The 20,782-nt window shown below is 63.1% G+C and carries 13 protein-coding genes; all 13 read right to left on the minus strand.

Translation table 11 applies throughout. The features are described 5' to 3' along the window. Window positions 1–5: 5 nt before the first annotated feature. Window positions 6–1,634, minus strand: a complete 1,629-nt coding sequence (locus K7H91_RS12945) for an alpha-D-glucose phosphate-specific phosphoglucomutase (RefSeq protein WP_230720688.1) — start codon at window positions 1,632–1,634, stop codon at window positions 6–8. Continuing rightward, window positions 1,631–3,082 carry a glycogen synthase GlgA gene (gene glgA, locus K7H91_RS12950; RefSeq protein WP_230720689.1) on the minus strand — a complete coding sequence of 484 codons (1,452 nt, stop codon included), beginning with the start codon at window positions 3,080–3,082 and terminating at the stop codon, window positions 1,631–1,633. Before glgA ends, K7H91_RS12945 begins: the two co-directional genes overlap by 4 nt. A 3-nt stretch (window positions 3,083–3,085) precedes the next feature. Then, on the minus strand, window positions 3,086–4,348 hold the full coding sequence (gene glgC / locus K7H91_RS12955; RefSeq protein ID WP_230720690.1) for a glucose-1-phosphate adenylyltransferase: 1,263 nt from the start codon (window positions 4,346–4,348) through the stop codon (window positions 3,086–3,088). Window positions 4,349–4,362: 14 nt separating this feature from the next. Then, window positions 4,363–6,573 (minus strand): 1,4-alpha-glucan branching protein GlgB, encoded by a 2,211-nt coding sequence (glgB, locus tag K7H91_RS12960; protein WP_230720691.1) that lies wholly within the window; start codon window positions 6,571–6,573, stop codon window positions 4,363–4,365. Further along, entirely contained in the window at window positions 6,570–9,032 is a 2,463-nt protein-coding gene (locus tag K7H91_RS12965; protein WP_230720692.1) for a glycogen/starch/alpha-glucan phosphorylase, read from the minus strand. The genes glgB and K7H91_RS12965 overlap by 4 nt, the downstream gene beginning before the upstream one ends. Before the next feature lie 306 nt (window positions 9,033–9,338). Then, window positions 9,339–10,229 carry a transglutaminase family protein gene (locus tag K7H91_RS12970; RefSeq protein WP_230720693.1) on the minus strand — a complete coding sequence of 297 codons (891 nt, stop codon included), beginning with the start codon at window positions 10,227–10,229 and terminating at the stop codon, window positions 9,339–9,341. Between the two features lie 6 nt (window positions 10,230–10,235). Next, window positions 10,236–12,671: a circularly permuted type 2 ATP-grasp protein gene (locus tag K7H91_RS12975; protein WP_230720694.1), complete on the minus strand. Its 2,436-nt coding sequence runs from the start codon at window positions 12,669–12,671 to the stop codon at window positions 10,236–10,238. Between the two features lie 164 nt (window positions 12,672–12,835). After that, a complete protein-coding gene (locus K7H91_RS12980; protein WP_230720695.1) occupies window positions 12,836–16,165 on the minus strand; it encodes a DUF2126 domain-containing protein in 3,330 nt (1,109 codons plus the stop codon). Between the two features lie 143 nt (window positions 16,166–16,308). Then, window positions 16,309–17,454: an ABC transporter permease gene (locus K7H91_RS12985; RefSeq protein ID WP_230720696.1), complete on the minus strand. Its 1,146-nt coding sequence runs from the start codon at window positions 17,452–17,454 to the stop codon at window positions 16,309–16,311. Then, window positions 17,444–18,379, minus strand: coding sequence for an ABC transporter ATP-binding protein (locus tag K7H91_RS12990; RefSeq protein WP_230720697.1), 936 nt, complete (start codon window positions 18,377–18,379; stop codon window positions 17,444–17,446). The genes K7H91_RS12985 and K7H91_RS12990 overlap by 11 nt, the downstream gene beginning before the upstream one ends. Further along, a complete protein-coding gene (locus K7H91_RS12995) occupies window positions 18,376–19,341 on the minus strand; it encodes an HlyD family secretion protein (protein WP_230720698.1) in 966 nt (321 codons plus the stop codon). Before K7H91_RS12995 ends, K7H91_RS12990 begins: the two co-directional genes overlap by 4 nt. Next, complete coding sequence (locus tag K7H91_RS13000; protein ID WP_230720699.1) at window positions 19,338–19,967, minus strand: TetR/AcrR family transcriptional regulator; 630 nt, start codon at window positions 19,965–19,967, stop codon at window positions 19,338–19,340. Before K7H91_RS13000 ends, K7H91_RS12995 begins: the two co-directional genes overlap by 4 nt. 169 nt (window positions 19,968–20,136) lie before the next feature. Continuing rightward, window positions 20,137–20,751, minus strand: coding sequence for an adenine deaminase C-terminal domain-containing protein (locus K7H91_RS13005; protein WP_230720700.1), 615 nt, complete (start codon window positions 20,749–20,751; stop codon window positions 20,137–20,139). Window positions 20,752–20,782: the final 31 nt, after the last annotated feature.

Here is a 20,782-nt window from a genome sequence, read left to right on the forward strand (position 1 = left end):
GATGCTCAGGTGATCACGGTCGGGGCGGTGCGGCCCGTGCGTTTGGCGATCTCGGCGACATGCTCGGCATAGGCGATCAGATCGGCGAGCGTTTCCTGTGTGTCCTCTTCATGCTTGGCCGGGTCGGGCTCGTAGTGCTCGAGGTAAACCCGGAGCGTGGCACCGGAGGTGCCGGTACCTGACAGGCGGAAGACCACGCGCGAGCCGTTTTCAAAAAGGATGCGGATGCCTTGGTGCCGGCTGACCGAGCCATCGACCGGATCGTGATAGGCAAAGTCGTCGGCCTCGGCCACGGTGAGGTCGCGGAAGGTCGTGCCGGCGAGCGTATCGAGCCGGGCGCGGAGCGTATCCATCAAGGCATTTGCGGCCTCGGTCTCGATCCCTTCATAATCGTGGCGGGAATAATAGTTGCGGCCGTATTCGGCCCAGTGTTTTTTGACCACATCAAGGGCGCTCTCGCCGCGCACGGCCAGAATGTTGAGCCACAGCAGCACCGCCCAGAGCCCGTCCTTCTCGCGCACATGGTTGGAGCCGGTGCCGAAGCTTTCCTCGCCGCACAGCGTCGCCTTGCCGGCGTCGAGCAGATTGCCGAAGAATTTCCAGCCGGTCGGCGTCTCGTAACAGTCGATGCCGAGTTTTTCCGCCACGCGGTCGGCGGCCTGGCTGGTCGGCATCGAACGGGCGATGCCGGCGAGGCCACCCTTGTAGGCCGGCGCCAGATGGGCATTGGCCGCGAGAATGGCGAGGCTGTCGGAGGGCGTGATGAACACGCCGTGACCGACCACCATGTTGCGGTCGCCGTCGCCATCCGATGCCGCGCCGAAATCCGGCCCGCCTTCGCCCATCACCGCGTCATAAAGCGCCTTGGCGTGGACAAGGTTGGGGTCGGGGTGGTGGCCGCCGAAATCTTCCAGCGGCTCGAAATTCATCACCGAGCCTTCCGGCGCGCCGAGGCGGTTTTCCAGGATTTCCTTGGCATAGGGGCCGGTAACGGCGCTCATGGCATCGAAGGAGATTTTGAAGCCCGCTGCGATGTGGGAGCGGATCGCATCGAAATCGAAAAGCTGCTCCATCAGCTCGGCGTAGTCGGCGACCGGATCGAAAACCTCGACCTCCATGTCGTCCACCTTCGAGGTGCCGATCGCGTCGAGTGAAACGTCGGGGGCCTCGGAAATCCGGTAGCGGTCGATGAGCTTGGTGCGTTCATAGATCGCATCGGTGATCTTTTCCGGCGCGGGGCCGCCATTGGCGGTGTTGTACTTGATGCCGAAATCCTCGTTCGGCCCGCCGGGATTGTGGCTGGCGGAGAGGATGATGCCGCCGAAGGCCTGGTATTTGCGGATCATGTTGGAAGCCGCCGGCGTCGACAGGATGCCGCCCTGGCCGACCATCACCTTGCCGAAGCCGTTGGCGGCCGCCATCTTGATCGTGGTCTGGATCACTTCGCGGTTGAGATAACGGCCGTCGCCGCCGATCACCAGGGTCTTGCCCTTGAAGTCGCCGATGGAATCGAAGATCGCCTGGATGAAATTCTCCGCGTAATGCGGCTGGGTGAAGACCGGCACCTTTTTCCGCAGGCCGGATGTGCCGGGCTTCTGGTCGGTGAAGGGTGTGGTCGGAATTGTCACGCTCATGGTTTCGACACCATCAAATCGAGTTGCTTGTAAAGATCGGCGTAGAGACCGGCGCTGGCCTTCCACGACACATCGCTCTTCATGCCCTGCTTTTGCATGGTGAGCCAGGTTTTCTTGTCGTTGTAGAGATTGATCGTGCGGCGGATGGCATGCGACAGCGACCATGGCTCGACCGGCGAGAACTGGACGCCGGTGGCGGCGTTGACGGCAAGGGCGGCCGGGTTGGCGTCGATCACGGTATCGGCAAGGCCACCGGTGCGCGCGACCACGGGAATGCAGCCATAGCGCAGCGCATAGAGCTGGGTCAGTCCGCAGGGCTCGAAGCGCGAGGGCACCAGAATGGCGTCGGCGCCGGCCTGCACCATGTGCGACAGCTTCTCATCGTAGCCGATAATGGTGCCGACGCGGCCGGGGTAATAGCGCGCGGCATTGCGGAAGGCTTCCTCGAGCCCCGGTTCGCCAGAGCCGAGCACGACGAGCTTACCGCCCATGGCGACCAGATCGCCGACAACGGCGGCGAGGATATCCATGCCCTTTTGCCATGTCAGGCGCGATACGACGGAGAAGATCGGGGAATCGTCATTGTCGAGGCCGAAGGTCTCGCCCACGGCCTCCCGGTTGGCAAGCCGGCCCTTGGGCTTGTGAGCGGAATAGCGGCTTGCAATGGTGTCGTCGGTTGCCGGATCCCAGACATCGGTGTCGATGCCGTTGACGATGCCGTGCACGGTGTGGGCGCGGGCTGAGATCAGGCCTTCCAGACCCATGCCATATTGCGGGGTCTGGATTTCGCGGGCATAGGTCGGGCTGACCGTGGTGACCGCCCAGGCGGTCTGCAGGCCGCCCTTCAGGAAGCTCACCTTGCCGTAATATTCGACGCCATCGACGGCGAGCGCATGGTCGGGAAGACCGAGCCAGGGGAAAATGCCGGTATCGAAATTGCCCTGGAATGCGATGTTGTGAATGGTGAGGATCGAAGGCTTTTCCGGCGTCGGCCCGAACCGCATATAGACTGACGTCATTGCCGCCTGCCAGTCATGGGCATGCACCAGATCGGGCTCCCAACCGGGAATGGCGCCGGCGGCGATGTCGGCCGCAGCCTTGGAAAGCGCGCCGAAACGCCGCCAGTTGTCGGAATAGCCCTCGCCATGGGGCGCGTTATAGGGATTGCCGAAACGGCTGAACAGGGCAGGGGCATCGAGGATGAGAAGGTCCAGGCCGTCATGGCGGGCTTCAAGCACGTTCGCCTGCTCGCCGAACAGGTCATAGAGCGTGATCACCTTTTCGGCCTTGTCGCCGACCGCCTTCATCACCGCCGGATAGCCGGGGATCAGGGTGCGGGTGTGGATGCCGTATGCCGCCAGCGCAAGCGGCAGGGCGCCAGCGACGTCCGCAAGCCCTCCCGTCTTGATCAGGGGATAGATTTCCGAGGCGACGGAAAGAACCTTCATGTTTTATGTGTCCAGTTTATCGATCATTGACTGCGTGATGAGGCAGATGCCGCTTTCGGTGCGGCGGAAACGGCGGGCGTCGAGCTCGGGGTCCTCGCCGACAATAAGGCCTTCGGGAATATGAACGCCATGGTCGATGATCACGTTTCTGAGCTGGGCGTGGCGGCCAACATGCACGCGCGGCAGGACGACCGCGCCCTCGAGGCGGGAATAGGAATTGGCGCGCACGCCGGTAAACAGCAGGCTCTTGTAGAGCTGCGAACCGGAAATGATGCAATCGCCCGAAACCACGGAGGAGATCGCCGAGCCGCGACGGTTTTCGTCGTCATGCACGAATTTCGCCGGCGGGGTGACTTCCGAATAGGACCAGATCGGCCAGGACTTGTCGTAGATATCGAGTTCCGGCACCACGCCGGTCAGGTCGATATTGGCCTGCCAGTAGGCGTCGAGCGTCCCGACATCGCGCCAATAGGCCTGCTCCTCGTAGCTGGAGCGGATGCAGCTCTTGGAGAAGCGGTGCGCCAGCGCCTTGCCGTTCTTGACGATATAAGGGACGATATCCTTGCCGAAATCGCGGCTGGAGGTCGGGTCGGCGGCATCGCGGTAAAGGCAATCGAACAGAAACTTGGTCTTGAAGACGTAGATGCCCATCGAGGCGAGCGCCATCGTCTCGTTGCCGGGAATGCCGGGCGGGTTGGCGGGTTTCTCGACGAAATCGACGATCCGGTCGTTCTCGTCGACATGCATGACGCCGAACCCCTTGGCCTCCTCCACCGGCACTTCCAGGCAACCGATCGTGATGTCGGCGCCCTCGTTGACGTGCTGGCGCAGCATCATCTCGTAGTCCATTTTGTAAATATGGTCGCCGGCCAGAATGATCATGTATTCAGGACCGTAGGAATCGATGATGTCGATGTTCTGGTAGACCGCGTCGGCGGTGCCCTCATACCACTGGGTCTCGGACACGCGCTGGGAGGCGGGGAGCACGTCGAAACTTTCGTTTCGTTCCGGGCGGAAGAAATTCCAGCCCTGATGAAGATGGCGGATGAGCGAGTGGGCCTTGTACTGGGTCGCGACCCCGATGCGGCGGATACCGGAATTGAGCGCGTTCGACAGCGCGAAATCGATGATCCGGGTCTTGCCGCCGAAATAGACGGCGGGCTTGGCGCGGGTATCCGTCAGTTCCTTCAGGCGGCTTCCGCGTCCGCCGGCCAGAACATAAGCCATGGCGTCACGCGCCAGCGGCTGTCCCATGCGATTGTTCATCCTTCCCTCCCAAACTACTCTGGTTCCAGCATTATGGTGGCCAATGGCGGCAGCATCAGACCGGCGGAAATGCCGCCATTGCCATGGCTCTCGGCGCGCACCCGACCGCCATTGCCCAGCCCGCTGCCGCCGTAGATTTCGGCGTCGGTATTGAGGATCTCGCGCCAGATCCCGGCCTTGGGCAGCGGCACGTGGTAGCCGTCGCGCGGCACGGGGGTGAGATTGCTGACAACCACGATCGGCTTTTCGCCCGGCGCCTTGCGCTGCCAGGCGAAGACGGAATTGTCGTGATCGTCCACGATCGTCCACTCGAAGCCTTCCGGCTCGCAGTCGCGGGCGTGCAGCGCGGGCTTGGCGCGGTAGGTGAAGTTCAGATCGCGCACCAGCCGGCGCACGCCCTCATGGGTGTTGTAGTCGAGCAGGTTCCAGTCCAGCGCGCGCGCCTCGCTCCACTCGCTCCACTGCGCGAATTCCTGGCCCATGAACAAGAGCTTCTTGCCCGGATAGGCCCACATGAAGGCGTAATAGGCGCGGAGATTGGCGAATTTCTGCCAGTCGTCTCCGGACATCTTGGCGATCAGCGATCCCTTGCCGTGCACCACCTCGTCGTGGGAAAGCGGCAGCACGAAGTTTTCCGTGAAAGCATAGGTCAGGCCGAAGGTGATTTCATGGTGGTGGTGCTTGCGGTACACGGGCTCGCGGCTGAAATAGGTCAGCGTGTCGTGCATGAAGCCCATATTCCACTTGAAGCCGAAACCGAGGCCGCCCTCATGGACCGGCTGCGATACTTTCGGCCAGGTGGTCGATTCCTCGGCGATCGTCATCATCTCGGGATGCTGGCCGTAAACCGCCTTGTTGGTTTCCTGGATGAACCGCACCGCGCCGAGATTGGCGTTGCCGCCATATTCGTTGGGGATCCATTCGCCGTAATTGCGGGAGTAGTCGAGATAAAGCATCGACGCCACCGCATCGACGCGCAGGCCGTCGACATGGAATTTTTCGCCCCAGTAAAGCGCGTTGTTGAGCAGATAGGACGCCACCTCGGTGCGATCGAAATTGTAGATCGCGGTGTTCCAGTCGGGATGAAAACCCTTGCGCGGATCGGCATGTTCGTAAAGCGCGGTGCCGTCGAAATTGCGCAACCCGTGCTCGTCGGTCGGAAAATGTGCCGGCACCCAGTCGAGCAGCACGCCAATGCCGACCTTGTGGCAGCCATTGACGAAGCGGGCGAAACCCTCCGGCTCGCCGAAACGGGCGGTTGGCGCGTAGAGCCCGGTGGTCTGGTAGCCCCAGGACGGGTCGTAGGGATATTCGGATACCGGCAGGAATTCGATATGGGTGAAGCCCATGTCGGCGCAATAGGGGATCAGCCGGTCGGCGAGTTCGTCCCAGGACAGAAACGACCCGTCATCGCGCCGCTGCCATGAGCCCGGATGGACTTCGTAGATCGAGATCGGCTCGCGGCGCTTGTCGCTTGAGGTCCAGTGCTCGCGATGCTCCTCGTCGTCCCATTCCTGCTCAAGTTCAGCCGCCGTCAGTGATGCCGTCTGCGGGCGCAGTTCGCTGCGGCGGGCAAAGGGATCGGCCTTCAGCGGCAGGAGAGTGCCGTTGGAGCCGATGATTTCGAATTTGTATGGCGTGCCGGGCTCGACTTCGGGCGCGAAGATTTCCCACACGCCGGAATCGGACCGGAACCGCATCATGTGCCGTCGGCCGTCCCAGTTGTTGAAGCTGCCGACCACGGAGACGCGGCGCGCATTCGGCGCCCACACGGCGAAATGAAAGCCCTTCACGCCCTGATGGGTCATGGGATGAGCGCCGAGCTTGTCGAACAGGCGGAGATGGGAGCCCTCGCGGACGAAATAATCATCCATCGGCCCCAGAACCGGCCAGAAACTGTAGGGATCGGTTACCGTCCAGGTGACATCGCCGCGTCTTGCGTGGTAGCGGATCGGGACGAAGGTGGTGAGCGCCAGTTTCCCTGAGAAGAAACCGGACTGGTCCACCTGCGCCAACGCGCCGAGAGGCTCGCCCTCAAGGTCGAAGGCCTCGACGCTCTCTGCCCCCGGCAGGAAACACCGGGCGACGAGATGGCCGTTGATTTTCTGAATGCCGAGCACGGAAAACGCGTTTCCGTGCGTGGCGTTCAAAATGGCTTCGATGTCTCCTCTAGGCGGAGCGAAATCCCCGCCTTTATCCGGATCGACTGGCTCCGGTTGTCTCATAAAGCACCCCAAATGTCGCGAGCATACTCCCTGATGGTTCTGTCGGATGAGAACCACCCCATTCGCGCAGTATTCCTTATCGCCTTAACGTTCCATGACGTCCGATCGTTCCATATCGCGTCGACTTCGCGCTGGGCGGCGGCGTAGGCGTCGAAATCGGCGGCGACCATGAACCAGTCATGATCGTAGATGCCGCCGATGAGATCGGCATAGCGGCCGGGATCGTCATGTGAGAACACGCCGGACGAGATCGCCGACAGCGCCTGCGACAGTTCCTTGGAGCCTTCGATGATCTCACGCGGATTGTAGCCGTCGGCACGGGCCGCCTCGACCTCTTCGGCGGTCATGCCGAAGATCACCATATTCTCCGCGCCGATCCAGTCGCGCATCTCTACATTGGCGCCGTCGAGCGTGCCGATCGTCAGCGCGCCGTTGATCGCGAACTTCATGTTGCCGGTGCCGGAGGCCTCCATGCCGGCCGTCGAGATCTGCTCGGAGAGGTCGGCGGCGGGGATCATCACCTCGGCGGTCGAAACGTTGTAGTTCGGGATGAACACGATCTTCAGCAGGCCGCGCACCGCCGGGTCGTTGTTGATGACGCGGGCGACGTCGTTGGCAAGCTTGATGATCAGCTTGGCGTTGTGATAGCTCGGCGCCGCCTTGCCGGCGAACAGTTTCACCCGCGGCACCCAGTCCATTTCCGGGTGTGAGCGGATCTGGTCGTAGAGCGCGACAGCCTCGATGATGTTGAGGAGCTGCCGCTTGTATTCATGGATGCGCTTGATCTGGATATCGAAGATCGCCGAAGGGTCGATGCGGGTGCCGAGCCGTTCGCCGATCAGGTTCGAAAGCCGCGCCTTGTTCTCGCGCTTCACCGCATCGAACTTCTCCTGGAAGCTCGAATCCTCGGCGAAGGCGTCGAGCGCCTTCAGTTTTTCGGTGTCATCGAGAAACTCGTCGCCGATGGCATCGCGGATCAGCCGGGTGAGCTTCGGGTTGCATTCCTTGAGCCAGCGCCTGGGCGTAATCCCGTTGGTCTTGTTGTTGATACGATCGGGATGGAGCCGGTGCAGATTGTAGAACACCGTCTCCTTCATCAGCTCGGTATGAAGCGCCGAAACGCCGTTGATCGAATGCGAGCCGAGGAAGGCGATATTGCCCATGCGCACGCGGCGCTCGCCGCCCTCGTCGATCAGCGATATCTGGCGGATCGCCTCGTCGCTGGCGCCCTTCTGCTTGCGGGCATCGATGAGAACCTTGGCGTTGATCTGATAGATCAGCTGCATGTGGCGGGGAAACAGCCGCTCGAACAGCGGAACCGGCCAGCTTTCCAGCGCTTCGGGCAACAGCGTGTGGTTGGTGTAGGCGAAGGTCTTGACCGTGATGTCCCAGGCTTCGTCGAAGGCGATGTCGTGAATGTCGATCAGAAGCCGCATCATCTCGATCACGGCAATCGCCGGATGAGTGTCGTTGAGATGGATCGCGACCTTGTCGGGAAGGTTGGTGAACTCGCCGAATTGCTGCTTGTGTCGGCGCAGAATGTCCTGAAGCGATGCGGAGGAGAAGAAATATTCCTGCCGCAGCCGTAGTTCCTGGCCCGCCGGATTGGCGTCGGCGGGATAGAGAACGCGGGTGAGCGTCTCCGCCTTGGTGCTTTCCTGCAGCGCTCCGATATGGTCGCCGGCATTGAATTTGTCGAGCAGGATCGGGTCGATGGCGTCGGCCGACCAGAGCCGGAGCGTGTTGACGCGCTTGGCGCGCCAGCCCACGACCGGAGTGTCATAGGCCTCGGCCATCATCCGTTCGGCCGGCTTCCAGACATAGCGCGGCTCCTTGCCGCCTTCCTCGATGATATCGACCTTGCCGCCGAAATTGATTTCGTAGGTGCTTTCGCGGCGGTGGAATTCCCAGGGGTTGCCGTGGGCGAGCCAGTTTTCCGGCAGTTCCACCTGCCAGCCGTCGGCGATCTCCTGGCGGAACAGGCCGTTGACGTAGCGGATGCCGTAGCCATAGGCCGGCACGTCGACCGTCGCCATGGATTCCATGAAACAGGCCGCAAGCCGCCCGAGGCCGCCATTGCCAAGCGCTGCGTCCGGCTCGAGCCCGGCGATCTCAACCAGGTCGACGTCGAGCTTGGCAAGCGCCTGGTTGACGGCGTCGATCATCTCGAGATTGGATATTGCATCGCGCAAAAGCCGGCCGATCAGGAATTCCAGCGACAGGTAGTAGACCCGCTTGGAGCCGGCGGCATAGGTCTGCCTCGTGGATTCCATCCATTGGTCGGTGATCCGGTCGCGGATCGCCAGAATGACGGCGCGCAGCCAGTCATGCGGTTTGGCGACGATTGTGTCCTTGCCGACCTGATAGATCAGCTTTTCCAGGATGCTGGCGGCCAGTTCGTCGGCATCGTGAGAGCGGGGCGTGGGCAGCGGGAGATCGGGGTTGGTCACTTTGTTCATTGTTTTTTTCCGTCAATAAAAGCTGGAAAATCGGAAGCATCGACCGTCTGAAATTGCGGCCCCTCAGTGCGGGAGGACCTGATGGGCGTCTTAACAATGCAATTTATGCACTGATATGACGCACTTGCAATAAAGCGATCGTAACGGGCAGGAATTTCTTTCCTGCCTTCAAGCACTGTCTTTCAGCTTGTCCTGCAAAGCGGCAGGAAAATGACCCGGAGCATTTCAGCCTGAAGGGCGTTGATCGTCGGCCGAAATCATCCGAGGTTTTCGCAAATATGTCGGACGAAAGGGCGCCAGCCCGTTTCAGCGCACCGTCTCGGGGACCGGCACGACATCGACCGCCTGGGTCGCCTTGTGCTCGCCATAGGTTTTCATGACGCCGAGAACCGGCACGACGTCGGCATAATCCCGGCCATAGGCGACCACGATATGATCCGATCCCGCCTCGATATTGTTGGTCGGGTCGAGCTCGATCCAGCCAAGCGCGCCACCGCACCAGACCCGGACCCATGCATGCATCGCATCCGCGCCCTCCAGCCGCGGCTTGCCGGGCGGGGGGATGGTGCGCAGATAGCCGCTGACATAGCCGGCCGGAATGCCGATCGCCCTCAGCGCCGAAATCATCACATGGGAGAAATCCTGGCAGACGCCGCGTCTGAGGTGAAAGGCCTCGATCGGCGTGCTGTCGACCGTCGTCGCCTCACCGTCATAGGCGAAATCGGCGTGGATGCGGGCGCAGATCGCCTTGGCGATCTGGTGAACGCTCATGCCGGGCGCGGCGCTTTCCCGGCCATAGGCGCCGATTGCGGGGTCATGGGGAATGCGCGGGCTGGCGCTCAGGAAATGATGCGGGGAATCCCGGCCGAGGTCGAGAATGCGGGCATATTCTTCCCGAAGGCGCGGCAGTTCCGGCGAAAAGGCGAGCGTGGTGCGCGGCGGCTCGACATTGACGCGCGCCTTCATCGTGACCGCGAAGCTCTGATGTGGCGGGTCGATCAGCGTCGCGATCGCCGGATGGCCGAAGAAATCGGTGAAGCCGCGCTGTTCGCTCGGGTGCGGATCGAACTTCACGTGACCGGCGATCAGGCGCTGGCGCTGGGTCGCCGCCAGCGGCAATACGCGGGTGATGTGGCGCGCGAGCGAGGCGGGCGTGTCGTAGTGATATTCCATCTTCAGCGAGAGATCGTAGAGCATCATCCCTCACAGATAGCTTTGGGCGAGACAGTCGGAGAGCGTCTCGAAATCGCGCTCCAGCGTCGCATAATAATCGATCGAGATGGAATTGGCGGTCATCACCGCAAGGCCGGACTGGACGCGCATGGTCTCGCGGTGAAGCGGCGACATCTGGGTCATGTGGCCCTGGCTCGGCAGTTTTTCGACTTCGGCCAGCATCTGATTGAGCTGGAACAGTACCGAGCGCGGGTTCTGCGGGTCGAGCGCCAAAAGATCGGTGATCGTCAGCCGGTCGGTGTTGACGTTGTAGTGACGCCGGTGGGTCATGACGTTGTCGCCGATTTCGAGCAGGATATCGAAGGCCCCGTCGGGTGCGTCCTCGCCGGAAAGTTCGCCGAGCAGGCGCGTCATGTGCAGGCCGCGTTCGAGGTAGCGGCCGATCGACAGGAACCGCCACCCGGTCGAACGATACATGTTTTCGTGGACGAGACCGGCGAAGCCCGCAAGCTTGCGCAGCAGGATCGTGATCGCGTGGGCGGCGTCATCGCCCGGCCCGACGCGATCGACGAAGCGGCCGGCGGTCTTGGACAGGTCGTTCAGCGCCAGCCAGCCATCGGGCGAGAACCGGTCGCGGATATTGCCGGCGGAATAGACCGCGCTGTCGATATCGCGCATCAGGCTTTTGGGAAGCGCCGCCTCCGAAAGATCGAGGCCCGCGTTATCGAGATAGGCCTCCACCCGCGTCAACAGGGCCTGTCCGCGGTCGTCGACCTCGGCGAACCGGCCGTGCCAGGCCCTGAGGATGCGCAAATTGCCTTCCGCGCGCTCGATATAGCGGCCGAGCCAGAACAGGTTGTCAGCGGCGCGGCTCGGCAGGTTTGCCGGGTGGTTGCGCGGCACTCGGCTTTCGCGGGTCAGAAGCGTCGGCGTTGCGACCGGCGTCTTGCTCACCACCCAGACATCGGCGGCGCGGCCGCCGGCCTGCATGGCGATCGCGGCGACATCGTCGGAGGAGCCGATGCGGGCAAAGCCGCCCGGCATCAGCTTCCAGCCATCATCGGTGCGGGCTGCGAAGACGCGCAGCGAGAAGGGGTGCGGCTCCAGCTTGCCGTTTATGAAGGCGGGCGCGGTCGAAAGCTTCACCGCCTCCTGGCCGACAAGCCAAGGTCCGCGTTTTTCAAGCCAGCGGTTCACCGCGCCGGGCCGCCGCTCGCCAAGCCGCTTGCCGGAAAAGGACAGGCCGGAATCGTCGAAGAAGGGCTGGCGCGAATAGGCGGGGCCGATCAGCATCTGGTCGAGATTGGCGGCGACATGGGCGCGCTCGTTCTCCTGCCCGCACCACCATGTCGCGATCGAGGGGATTTTCAGGTCCTCGTTCAGAAGCCTGCGCGATAGAGCCGGCAGGAAGGCGAGCAGCGCGCGGGTTTCGACAATGCCCGAGCCGAGCGCATTGACCATGGTGAGATTGCCGGCGCGGATGGCGCTGACCATGCCGGGCGTCCCGATGCGCGAATGCTGATTGAGTTCCAGCGGATCGGTGAAATCGGCATCGAGCCGCCGCCACAGCACGCTGACGGGCATCGGCCCGGCGACGGTGCGGACCATCAGCCGGTCGTTGACGACGATCAGGTCCTCGCCCTCCAGCAGCGAGATGCCGAGATAGCGGGCGATATAGGCGTGCTCGTAATAGGTTTCGTTGGCGGGGCCGGGGGTCAGCACGCCGAACCGGCCTTCGCCGCCATAGGTTCCCGACTGCAGCGCATCGCGAAACGCGCCGAAGAAGGAGGCGACGCGGCGCACATGCATGTCGCCGTAAATGCCGGAAAAGGCGCGCGATGCGGCGACCCGGTTCTCGAGCGCGAAGCCGGCGCCGGAAGGGGCCTGGGCGCGATCGGAGAGCACCCACCATTTACCTTCGGGCCCGCGCCCGACCTCGAAGGAAATGAAATGCAGGTAATTGCCGCCGGCGGGCGTGACGCCGACGAGCGGGCGCAGGAACTCGCTGTTGGAGGCGACCAGTGCCGGTGGGATAAAGCCTTCCGCCACCAGCCGGTTGTCGCCGTAGAAATCGGCCATCATCGCTTCCAGCAGGTCGGCGCGCTGCTTCAGGCCCTCGGCCAGTTCCTGCCATTCATCATCGTCAATGATCACCGGAATATGGGAGAACGGCCATGCGCGGGTATCGTCCTGGCCGTCATAGGCGCGGTAGAACACGCCGGCGTCGCGCAGATAGCGGTCGGCGCGGGAGAACCGTTCGGCGAGTTCGTCAGTGGTCATGCCGGACAGCGCGTTGACGAAGGGTTGCCAGACCGGGCGCACCTTCCCCTCGGCGTCGACCATTTCGTCGGGGATGCCGGGGAGGGGGGCATAATTGCCGGCGTTCCAGGCGATCGCGGGCTCCGCCTCGCTGTCCTGTTCGACCCTGTGCCGTTCAGCGGAATGCTCCGCTTTCGCCTCTGCCATCTGGCGCGTCCCTGCCGCCCGCGATAATAGGCCGCTTCCCGCTATCGGAAAGCTTCAGCCGCGTTGATAATGTCGATACGGCGGGAGACCTGAGGCTTCCGCCGTCTTGCCGGAGCCTCGCCCCGCCTCGTGGCGCATCGCAGGCGAGACGCGGTCTTGAGATGTTACAATCCGGCCGGCCTTCTGAGATCGAGCGTCAGCGGAAATTCCGGTGACGCGGCCTCGTTGAAAACGGCATAGCCGCCGGCGGTGTGGCCCGAGGCTTCGAACCGCGACAGACGCCGCGCCTCCGCCTCGTTTCCGTTGACCGGAAACGTCTCATAATTGCGCCCGCCGGGATGCGCAACATGATATATGCAACCGCCCACCGATCTTGCGGACCATGTGTCGTAAATGTCAAATGTCAGCGGCGAATTGACCGGCAGGACCGGGTGAAGACCGGAGGCCGGCTGCCACGCCTTGAACCTGACGCCGGCAACTGAAACGCCTGATTTATCGGTGGGTTTGAGCGGCACCTTGCGGCCGTTGCAGGTGACGATGTAGCGCTCAGGGGCATTGCTTTCCAAAAGCACCTGAAGCCGCTCGACCGATGAGTCGACATAGCGCACCGTGCCGCCGGCCGCACCCTGTTCGCCCATCACGTTCCACTGTTCCAGGGCTTGCCTGAGTTCCAGCCGGTTGCCCTCATATTCGACCTCGCCGAAGAAGGGGAAGCGGAACTGAAGCTGCGCCTCGAACCATTCCGGACGGAGTTCAAGCCCGTTTTCCTTCAGGTCCTGCAGCACATCCATGAAATCCTGCCAGATGTAGTGCGGTAGCATGAAGCGGTCGGAAAGGGCGGTGCCCCAGCGCACGAATTTGCCCTCAAGCGGGTTCTTCCAGAACCGCGCCAGAAGGGCACGCACGAGCAATTGTTGCGCAAGGTTCATGCGCGCGTTCGGCGGCATTTCGAAACCGCGGAACTCGACCAGCCCCAACCGTCCGGTCGGGCCGTCCGGCGAAAACAGCTTGTCGATGCAGATCTCGGCGCGGTGGGTGTTGCCGGTCACGTCGATCAGCAGATTGCGGAACAGCCGGTCCACCAGCCATGGCAGCGGCGGCATGACGCCGGCCTGCGGATGGGGGATCTGCGCCATCGCGATCTCGAGCTCGTAAAGCGCATCGTGGCGCGCCTCGTCGATGCGCGGCGCCTGCGAGGTCGGGCCGATGAACAGGCTCGAGAACAGGTAGGAAAGCGAGGGATGGCGCTGCCAGTGCAGCACCACGCTCTTCAGAAGATCGGGGCGGCGCAGGAACGGGCTGTCGCCGGGATTTGCGCCGCCGACCACGACGTGATTGCCGCCGCCGGTGCCGGTGTGGCGGCCGTCGATCATGAACTTGTCGGCGCCGAGCCGGGTCTTGCGTGCTTCCTCGTAAATCGCGGTCGTGGTCTCCACGCATTCCTTCCAGTTCGCGGCCGGATGGATGTTGACCTCGATGACGCCCGGATCGGGCGCGACCCGGATGACGTTGATGCGTTCGTCCTGCGGCGGCGCATAGCCCTCGATATGGATGGGGAGACCCAGCTTTTCGGCGGCCCGCTCGGCGGAGGCAATCAGATCGAGATATTCCTCAAGCGCCGTGGTTGGCGGCATGAACACGCAAAGCCGGCCATCGCGCGGCTCCACCGAGATCGCGGTGCGGACATAGCCGCCGATCGAATGGCCGGGCGTCGGCCGCGCCGCCTGCGGGCTTTCCTCGAACGGAACGAAGCGCGCTTTGGGCAGCGGCCGCCCTTCATCCTGGCGGAAATCGGGAAGCGGATCGCGCCGCACCGACGGGTCCATCGGATTGATGAAAGGATATTGCGATTCCGGAATCCATGCCAACGCATCGAGCGGCAGGCGGAAGCCGATCGGGCTGTCGCCGGGGATCAGGTAGATCCGCCCGCGCCGCGTGGTCCACCGGTCCGAAACCCATTTCAGACCGGAGGCGCGGCCCTGCCAGGCCTGAACCGGCAGCACATAGCCGGTCGGCCGCGTCAGCCCGCGCTCGAAAACCTTGGTGATCCTCGCGCGATCCTCGGCGCTTTTCAGCTTCGAGTTCGAAGGGTCGACATTTTCCGGCAGATTGCCTTCCCGGATCAACCATTCCGCCGGATCCTCGAAGGCGGGGGAGACCATTTCGGGCTCGATGTCGAGCTCGTTGGCGATCGCCTGCAACAGCCTTCCGGCATCGCTTTCGTCGACCTTGGTATCACTCGTTTCCTCGGCCACCAGCGACTGGTTGTTCCAGATCGGGATGCCATCCTTGCGCCAGTAGAGCGAGAAGGTCCAGCGCGGCAGGCTTTCGCCGGGATACCACTTGCCCTGGCCGTAATGCAGGAAGCCGCCGGGGGCGAAGCGCTCACGCAGGCGGCGGATCAACTCGTCGGCAAGCCCGCGCTTGGTGGGGCCGACCGCGCCGGTGTTCCACTCGTCGGATTCGAAATCGTCGATCGACACAAAGGTCGGCTCGCCACCCATGGTGAGCCGCATGTCAGTCTCTTCCAGCAGCTTGTCGACCTTTTCGCCGAGTGCGTTAAGCGCTTCCCAGCTCTCGTCGGAAAACGGCTTGGTGATGCGCGGGTGTTCGGCCACCCGCGAAATCGTCATGTCGAAATCGAACGAGGTCTCGGCCTCGCCGAAATAGCCGCCGGTGATCGGCGCGGCATTGCGGTAATGCGGCGTGGCGGCCAGCGGAATGTGGCTTTCGCCGGTCAGAAGCCCGGAAGTCGCGTCAAGCCCGATCCAGCCGGCGCCGGGCAGGAAAACCTCCGCCCAGGCATGCAGGTCGGTGAAATCGTGATCGGTGCCAGCCGGCCCGTCGAGCGCCTTCAGGTCGGGCTCGAGCTGGATCAGATAGCCGGAGACGAAACGGGCGGCGAGGCCCATATTGCGCAGGATCTGCACCAGCAGCCAGGCCGAGTCGCGGCACGAGCCGGACTTCCGCTCCAGCGTTTCCTCGGTCGTTTGCACGCCGGGCTCCATGCGGATGATGTAGTCGACATCGTGCTGGAGGTTGGCGTTGATGCCGACGATCATGTCGACCGTGCCCTGGCCGGGCGTCAGGTCGAGCTTCTCCATATACGCTTTCAGGCGCGGCCCCATCGGCTCCGGGGTGCGGTAGATCGACAGGTCCTCGCTGATCGCCTCGTCATAAGCGAACGGGTATTTGGTCGCCTGTTCCTCGACGAAGAAGTCGAACGGATTGTAGACCGACATGTCGGCAACCAGATCGACCTCGATCTTGAACTCCGTGACCGGCTCCGGGAACACGAAACGCGCCTGATAATTGCCGTAGGGGTCCTGCTGCAGATTGACGAAGTGGTTGTCCGGCGTGACCTTGAGCGAGTGGCTGATCACCTTGGTCTTGGAATGCGAGGCGGGCTTCAGCCGGATGATCTGCGGCCCGAGATTGACCGGCTTGTCATATTTGTAATGGGTGAGATGGTAGATCGCTGCTTTGATTGACATATGCGTCCTTGCCTGCCTCAGGGCGCGCGACTGCATCCGCCCTTCAGTATTCCCCTGTTCTTTTCGGCGAGTGTGAGCAAAGCACGGGGATAAAGCAAGGCAGTTTACCGGACGCGCCCGAAAATCGCGGCCGGCCGCCCGCCTCAATCCAGCGTCGTGTTGAAGCGGGTGACCGCGACGGTGATGGCGACGAGGGCGATGGCGGCGAGCATGGCGCTGTCGAAGCCGAGCACGGTGATGTCGGCGCCCTTCAGCATGATCGCGCGCACGATCCGCAGATAATGCGTCAAAGGCAGGCATTCGCCGAGATACTGCGCCCATTTCGGCATGCCGTCGAAGGGGAACATGAAGCCGGACAGAAGAATGCTCGGCAGGAAGAACATCATCGACATCTGCACCGCCTGAAGCTGGTTCTTCGCGATCGTCGAGAAGGTGTAGCCGATCGAAAGGTTGGTGACGACGAAGAGCAGGGTCAAGAGCGCCAGCGACCCCGGATCGCCGAGGATCGGGACGTCGAAGATGAACAGGCCCGAGATGATGATCAGCGCCGCCTGGAACGCGCCGACCACGACATAGGGCATGATCTTGCCCATCATGATCTCGATCGGCCGGATCGGCATGGCGAGCAGGTTTTCCATCGTCCCGCGCTCGATCTCGCGGGTGACGGCGAGCGCGGTGAAGATCAGCAGCGTCATCGTCAGGATGGTGCCGAGCAGGCCGGGCACAATGTTGAGCGTCGACTTGCCGGCCGGATTATAGCGGCGGTGCTGGACGATGGTGTAGGGCGGGTCCTGCGGCGCGTCGATGCGGATATGCCTGAGGCCCGCAAGCGAAGTATTGATGACGCCCGACAGCGCGCCGAGCGCGGATGACGCGGCGACCGGGTCGGTGGCGTCGGCTGCGACCAGCAGCGATGGCGACAGGCCGCGGCGCAGGTCGCGCTCGAAGTTCGGCGGGATCTCCACCACGAACAGAACCTCGCCGGATTCCAGCATCCGGTCCATCGCATCGGGCGTGGTCGCCACGCCGGTAATGTCGAAGAAGTCGGTGTTCTGAAGGGAGGCCAGGATGGCGCGCGAGGCGTCGGTGCTCTCGCCCATCATCACTGCCGTCGGCAGGTGGTGCGGGGTCGTATTGATGGCGAAGCCGAACAGCAGGAGCTGCATGATCGGCAGCGTGACCATCATGCCCATGGTCAGCCGGTCGCGGGTCATCTGGATGAATTCCTTGATCGTCATCGCCCAGAAACGCCGGAGCGGCGCGAAGCCTTGTCTCCGTTCAACCGTCATCGAAGTTATCCTTCGATGAACCCATGAGATAGATGAAGGCATCCTCCAGCGTCGTTTCGCTCGGCTTGCAATGCGTGTCCGGGCGATCGCGATAGGGCTGCAAGGCCCGCTCCAGCGCATCGCGGTCGCGGCCGCAGACGTGGAGCGAAGCGCCGAACGGGGCGACCAGGTCGACGCCGTCGGCCTTTTCCAGCTCCGCCTGAAGCTCATGCACATCGGCGCCGGTGATCAGATAGCTCTTGAGGTTCGCCGAGGCGACCACCTCGTCCACCGTGCCCGTCACCATCAGCTTGCCATAGGCCATATAGGCGATCTCGTGGCAGCGTTCTGCCTCGTCCATGTAGTGGGTCGAGACCAGCACCGAGAGGCCCTCGGCGGCCAGCGCGTGGATCTCGGTCCAGAACTCGCGCCGCGCCTTGGGGTCGACGCCGGCGGTCGGCTCGTCGAGCAGCAGCAGGTCCGGATCGGGGAGCGTGCAGGCGCCGAGCGCGAGCCGCTGCTTCCAGCCGCCGGAGAGATTGCCGGCGAGTTGCTTCTCGCGCCCGCCGAGGCCAAGTCGTTCGATCGCGTCGGAAACTCGTTTCTTCGGCTTGTCGAGCCCGTGGATGCGGGCGACGAAATCGAGGTTCTCGCGGATGGTGAGGTCCTGGTAAAGCGAAAACCGCTGGGTCATGTAGCCGACGCGGCGGCGCAGCTTCTCGCCGTCGCGGGTGATGTCGTAGCCGAGGCAGGTGCCCGACCCGCTATCGGGCGTCAGGAGGCCGCAGAGCATGCGGATGGTCGTGGTCTTGCCGGAGCCGTTCGGCCCCAGAAAGCCGTGGATCGCGCCCTTCTTCACGCTCATCGTCAGGTGATCGACCACGGTGCGGCCGCTGAAGCTCTTGGTGAGGTTTTCGACCGAGATGACGTTTTCGTCCGTGTTCATGACCTGCCTTCCAGCGTGACTTCCACGGGCAGGCCGACGGGTAGCGTCGCGGGGTCGGTCGGACGGGCCCTGACCCGGTAGACCATCTTCGCGCGCTCCTCCCGCGAGAAAATCTCGGGCGGCGTGTATTCGGCATCCTCGGCGATGAAGGTGACGGTGGCTTCTCCGGTCTTGCAGCCGTCGCAGGTGAAGCTGATCCGGTCGCCGGTCGCGATCGCCGCGCGGCTCTGCTCAGGCACGAAGAATTCGATGTTGACGTTTTCCGGCGGCAGCAGCGAAACAACCGGCCGCCCGGCGGGCGCCACCTCGCCGACGCGGTAATAGACCTGCTGCACCTTGCCGTTGGCCGGCGCGGCCACGGTCTTCAGCGCGAGCGTGGCCCTGGCATTGGCGAGATTGCCTTCAGCCGCCGCGACCTGTTGCTCGGCCTGCGCGATCTGCTGGTCGCGTTGCGGCAATTTGCCGAGCGCGATCTGGGCGTTGATCTTGTCGAGCGCCGCCTTGGCCTTTGCGTAATTGCTGACCGCGTCATCAAGATTGGCTTCGGTGCCGCTTTGCTGCTTCACCAGCGCCTTCGCGCGGGTGAGGGCCTTCTGGGCGTAGTCGAAGGTAGCTTCCGCTTCGGCGCGCGAGGCTTCGAGCGCCTCAAGCTCCTGCTCCCGGTCCATCGGCGCCTTCGCCAGAGACAGCGCCGCCTTGGCCTTTTCCAGATTGGCGCTGGCGGTTTCCACGGCGGCCCGCTCGCTGTCGGCTTGCAGCGTGAACAGGGTCTGGCCCGCCTCCGTCTGATCGCCTTCGGAAACGGTGAGTTCGGTCAGGCGCGCGGTCGAGGTGGCGCCGACATAGACCATGTCCGCCTCCACCCAGCCGAGCCAGCCCTGATGGGCGTCCGGACGGAAAAACACAAAGCCGGCGGTCGTCGCAAGCGCGAGCGCAACCAGGATGAGGGCGAGCTTTTTCATGGCGTTTCCCTTTCCGGTGATAGGAACAGGTTGTCGAGGCTCACTTCGAAGGCGGTGCGCCGGTCGAATGCGCCAAAGGGGGAGAACAGCATTCCCCAGATCGCCGATATCAGGATCGGCGCCACCACCATTTGCGGCACCTCCAGCACCTTGGCGGAGCGCAGTTCGCCGCGATCATGCGCGATTGTCAGCAGCTTTTGAACCAGTTGCATGCCGGGGCGGATCAGGTTGGCGTGGTAATAGGCGGCGACGTCGGGAAAGTTCGGCATTTCGGTGATCATCAGGCGCAAAAGGTCGGCGCGTTGGGTATCCAGAACCTCGGATTCCACAAGTGCATAGAAGGCCGAGAGGGCCTTGCGCGGAGACTGCGGTGAGGCTTCCAGGATACCTGTGCCGTGCGCGATCAGCGGCGTGAGATCATCGCTGATCAGCGACTTGAACAGGCTCTCCTTGTCGGGAAAGTAGAGATAGACCGTGCCCTTGCCGATCCCCGCGGCCTTGGCGATGTCCTCGATCCGGGCGCTGGCAAACCCTTTCGCGGCAAAAGTCGAGAGTGCGGCATCAAGGATGATCCGTCGCCGTTCCTCCTGGCTTGTGCGCCGCGCAGCGCCCTGATGATCGACCATATTTTGCCCTCTAATTATGACTGACCAGTCAGTCATAACAACGATCCGATGATTATGCAATCGGGGAAACCGAGCAGGGGCAACAGATTCTGATCTATATTGCGATCCCGGAATTGCGCGCGTTTGCCGGCGCGCGTTCCGCTTTTCGTCGGGCGGGGCGGCCGGAGGACTATTCCGCGGCCGCCAGCGGATCGTCACCGTCGGCGCCGAAACCGCCGGCAGGGCCGCCTTTGGCTGGCGGCGCGAGGGTGCAGTCCAGCAGTTTCTTCAACAGAAAGGGCGGTTTTCGGTCAACCAGCACGGCAAGCGCATTGCCAACGCTTGCGATCTCGCGTTCGGTTTCGCCGGGATCGGCTCTCTGGTTGCGGGCGGGCAGGCGGATCAGGGCATTGATCCAGTCTCCTTCCGCGACCGCAAGGCCGCCACCGGCCTTGATGACGGCATTGGCGGCCACCGCCATATCCTGCTCGCTTCTGCCGAACACCGTCATGCCGCCATCTTCGTGGGCGATGGCGAGCGCGCCGCGCCAGCGGCCGAGGCCGGAAGCGCCGCAAAGTTCAACAAGCGTGCGGTCATCGGCGATCCTTGCCATCAGCGTCAGGCCCTCTGGCAGCGCTGCCGGCGCGCCGGAAAGGGCAAGGACATCGCAGCGCGCGGCGCGCGGACCGCTGAAATCGATCATCGAGAGCGGCCGGCCGGACGGAACCGCAAACAGGCTTTCCGCGATGAAGCGCGGGGCCGCCTGCGTTTTGATGCTCTGGCTTCGAAAGCGATAGACGTGCATTGGGATCAGTCCCGGTGAGATCGAAAGTGAG

The sequence above is a fragment of the Martelella mediterranea genome (assembly GCF_021021415.1).
GTDB lineage: Bacteria > Pseudomonadota > Alphaproteobacteria > Rhizobiales > Rhizobiaceae > Martelella > Martelella mediterranea_C.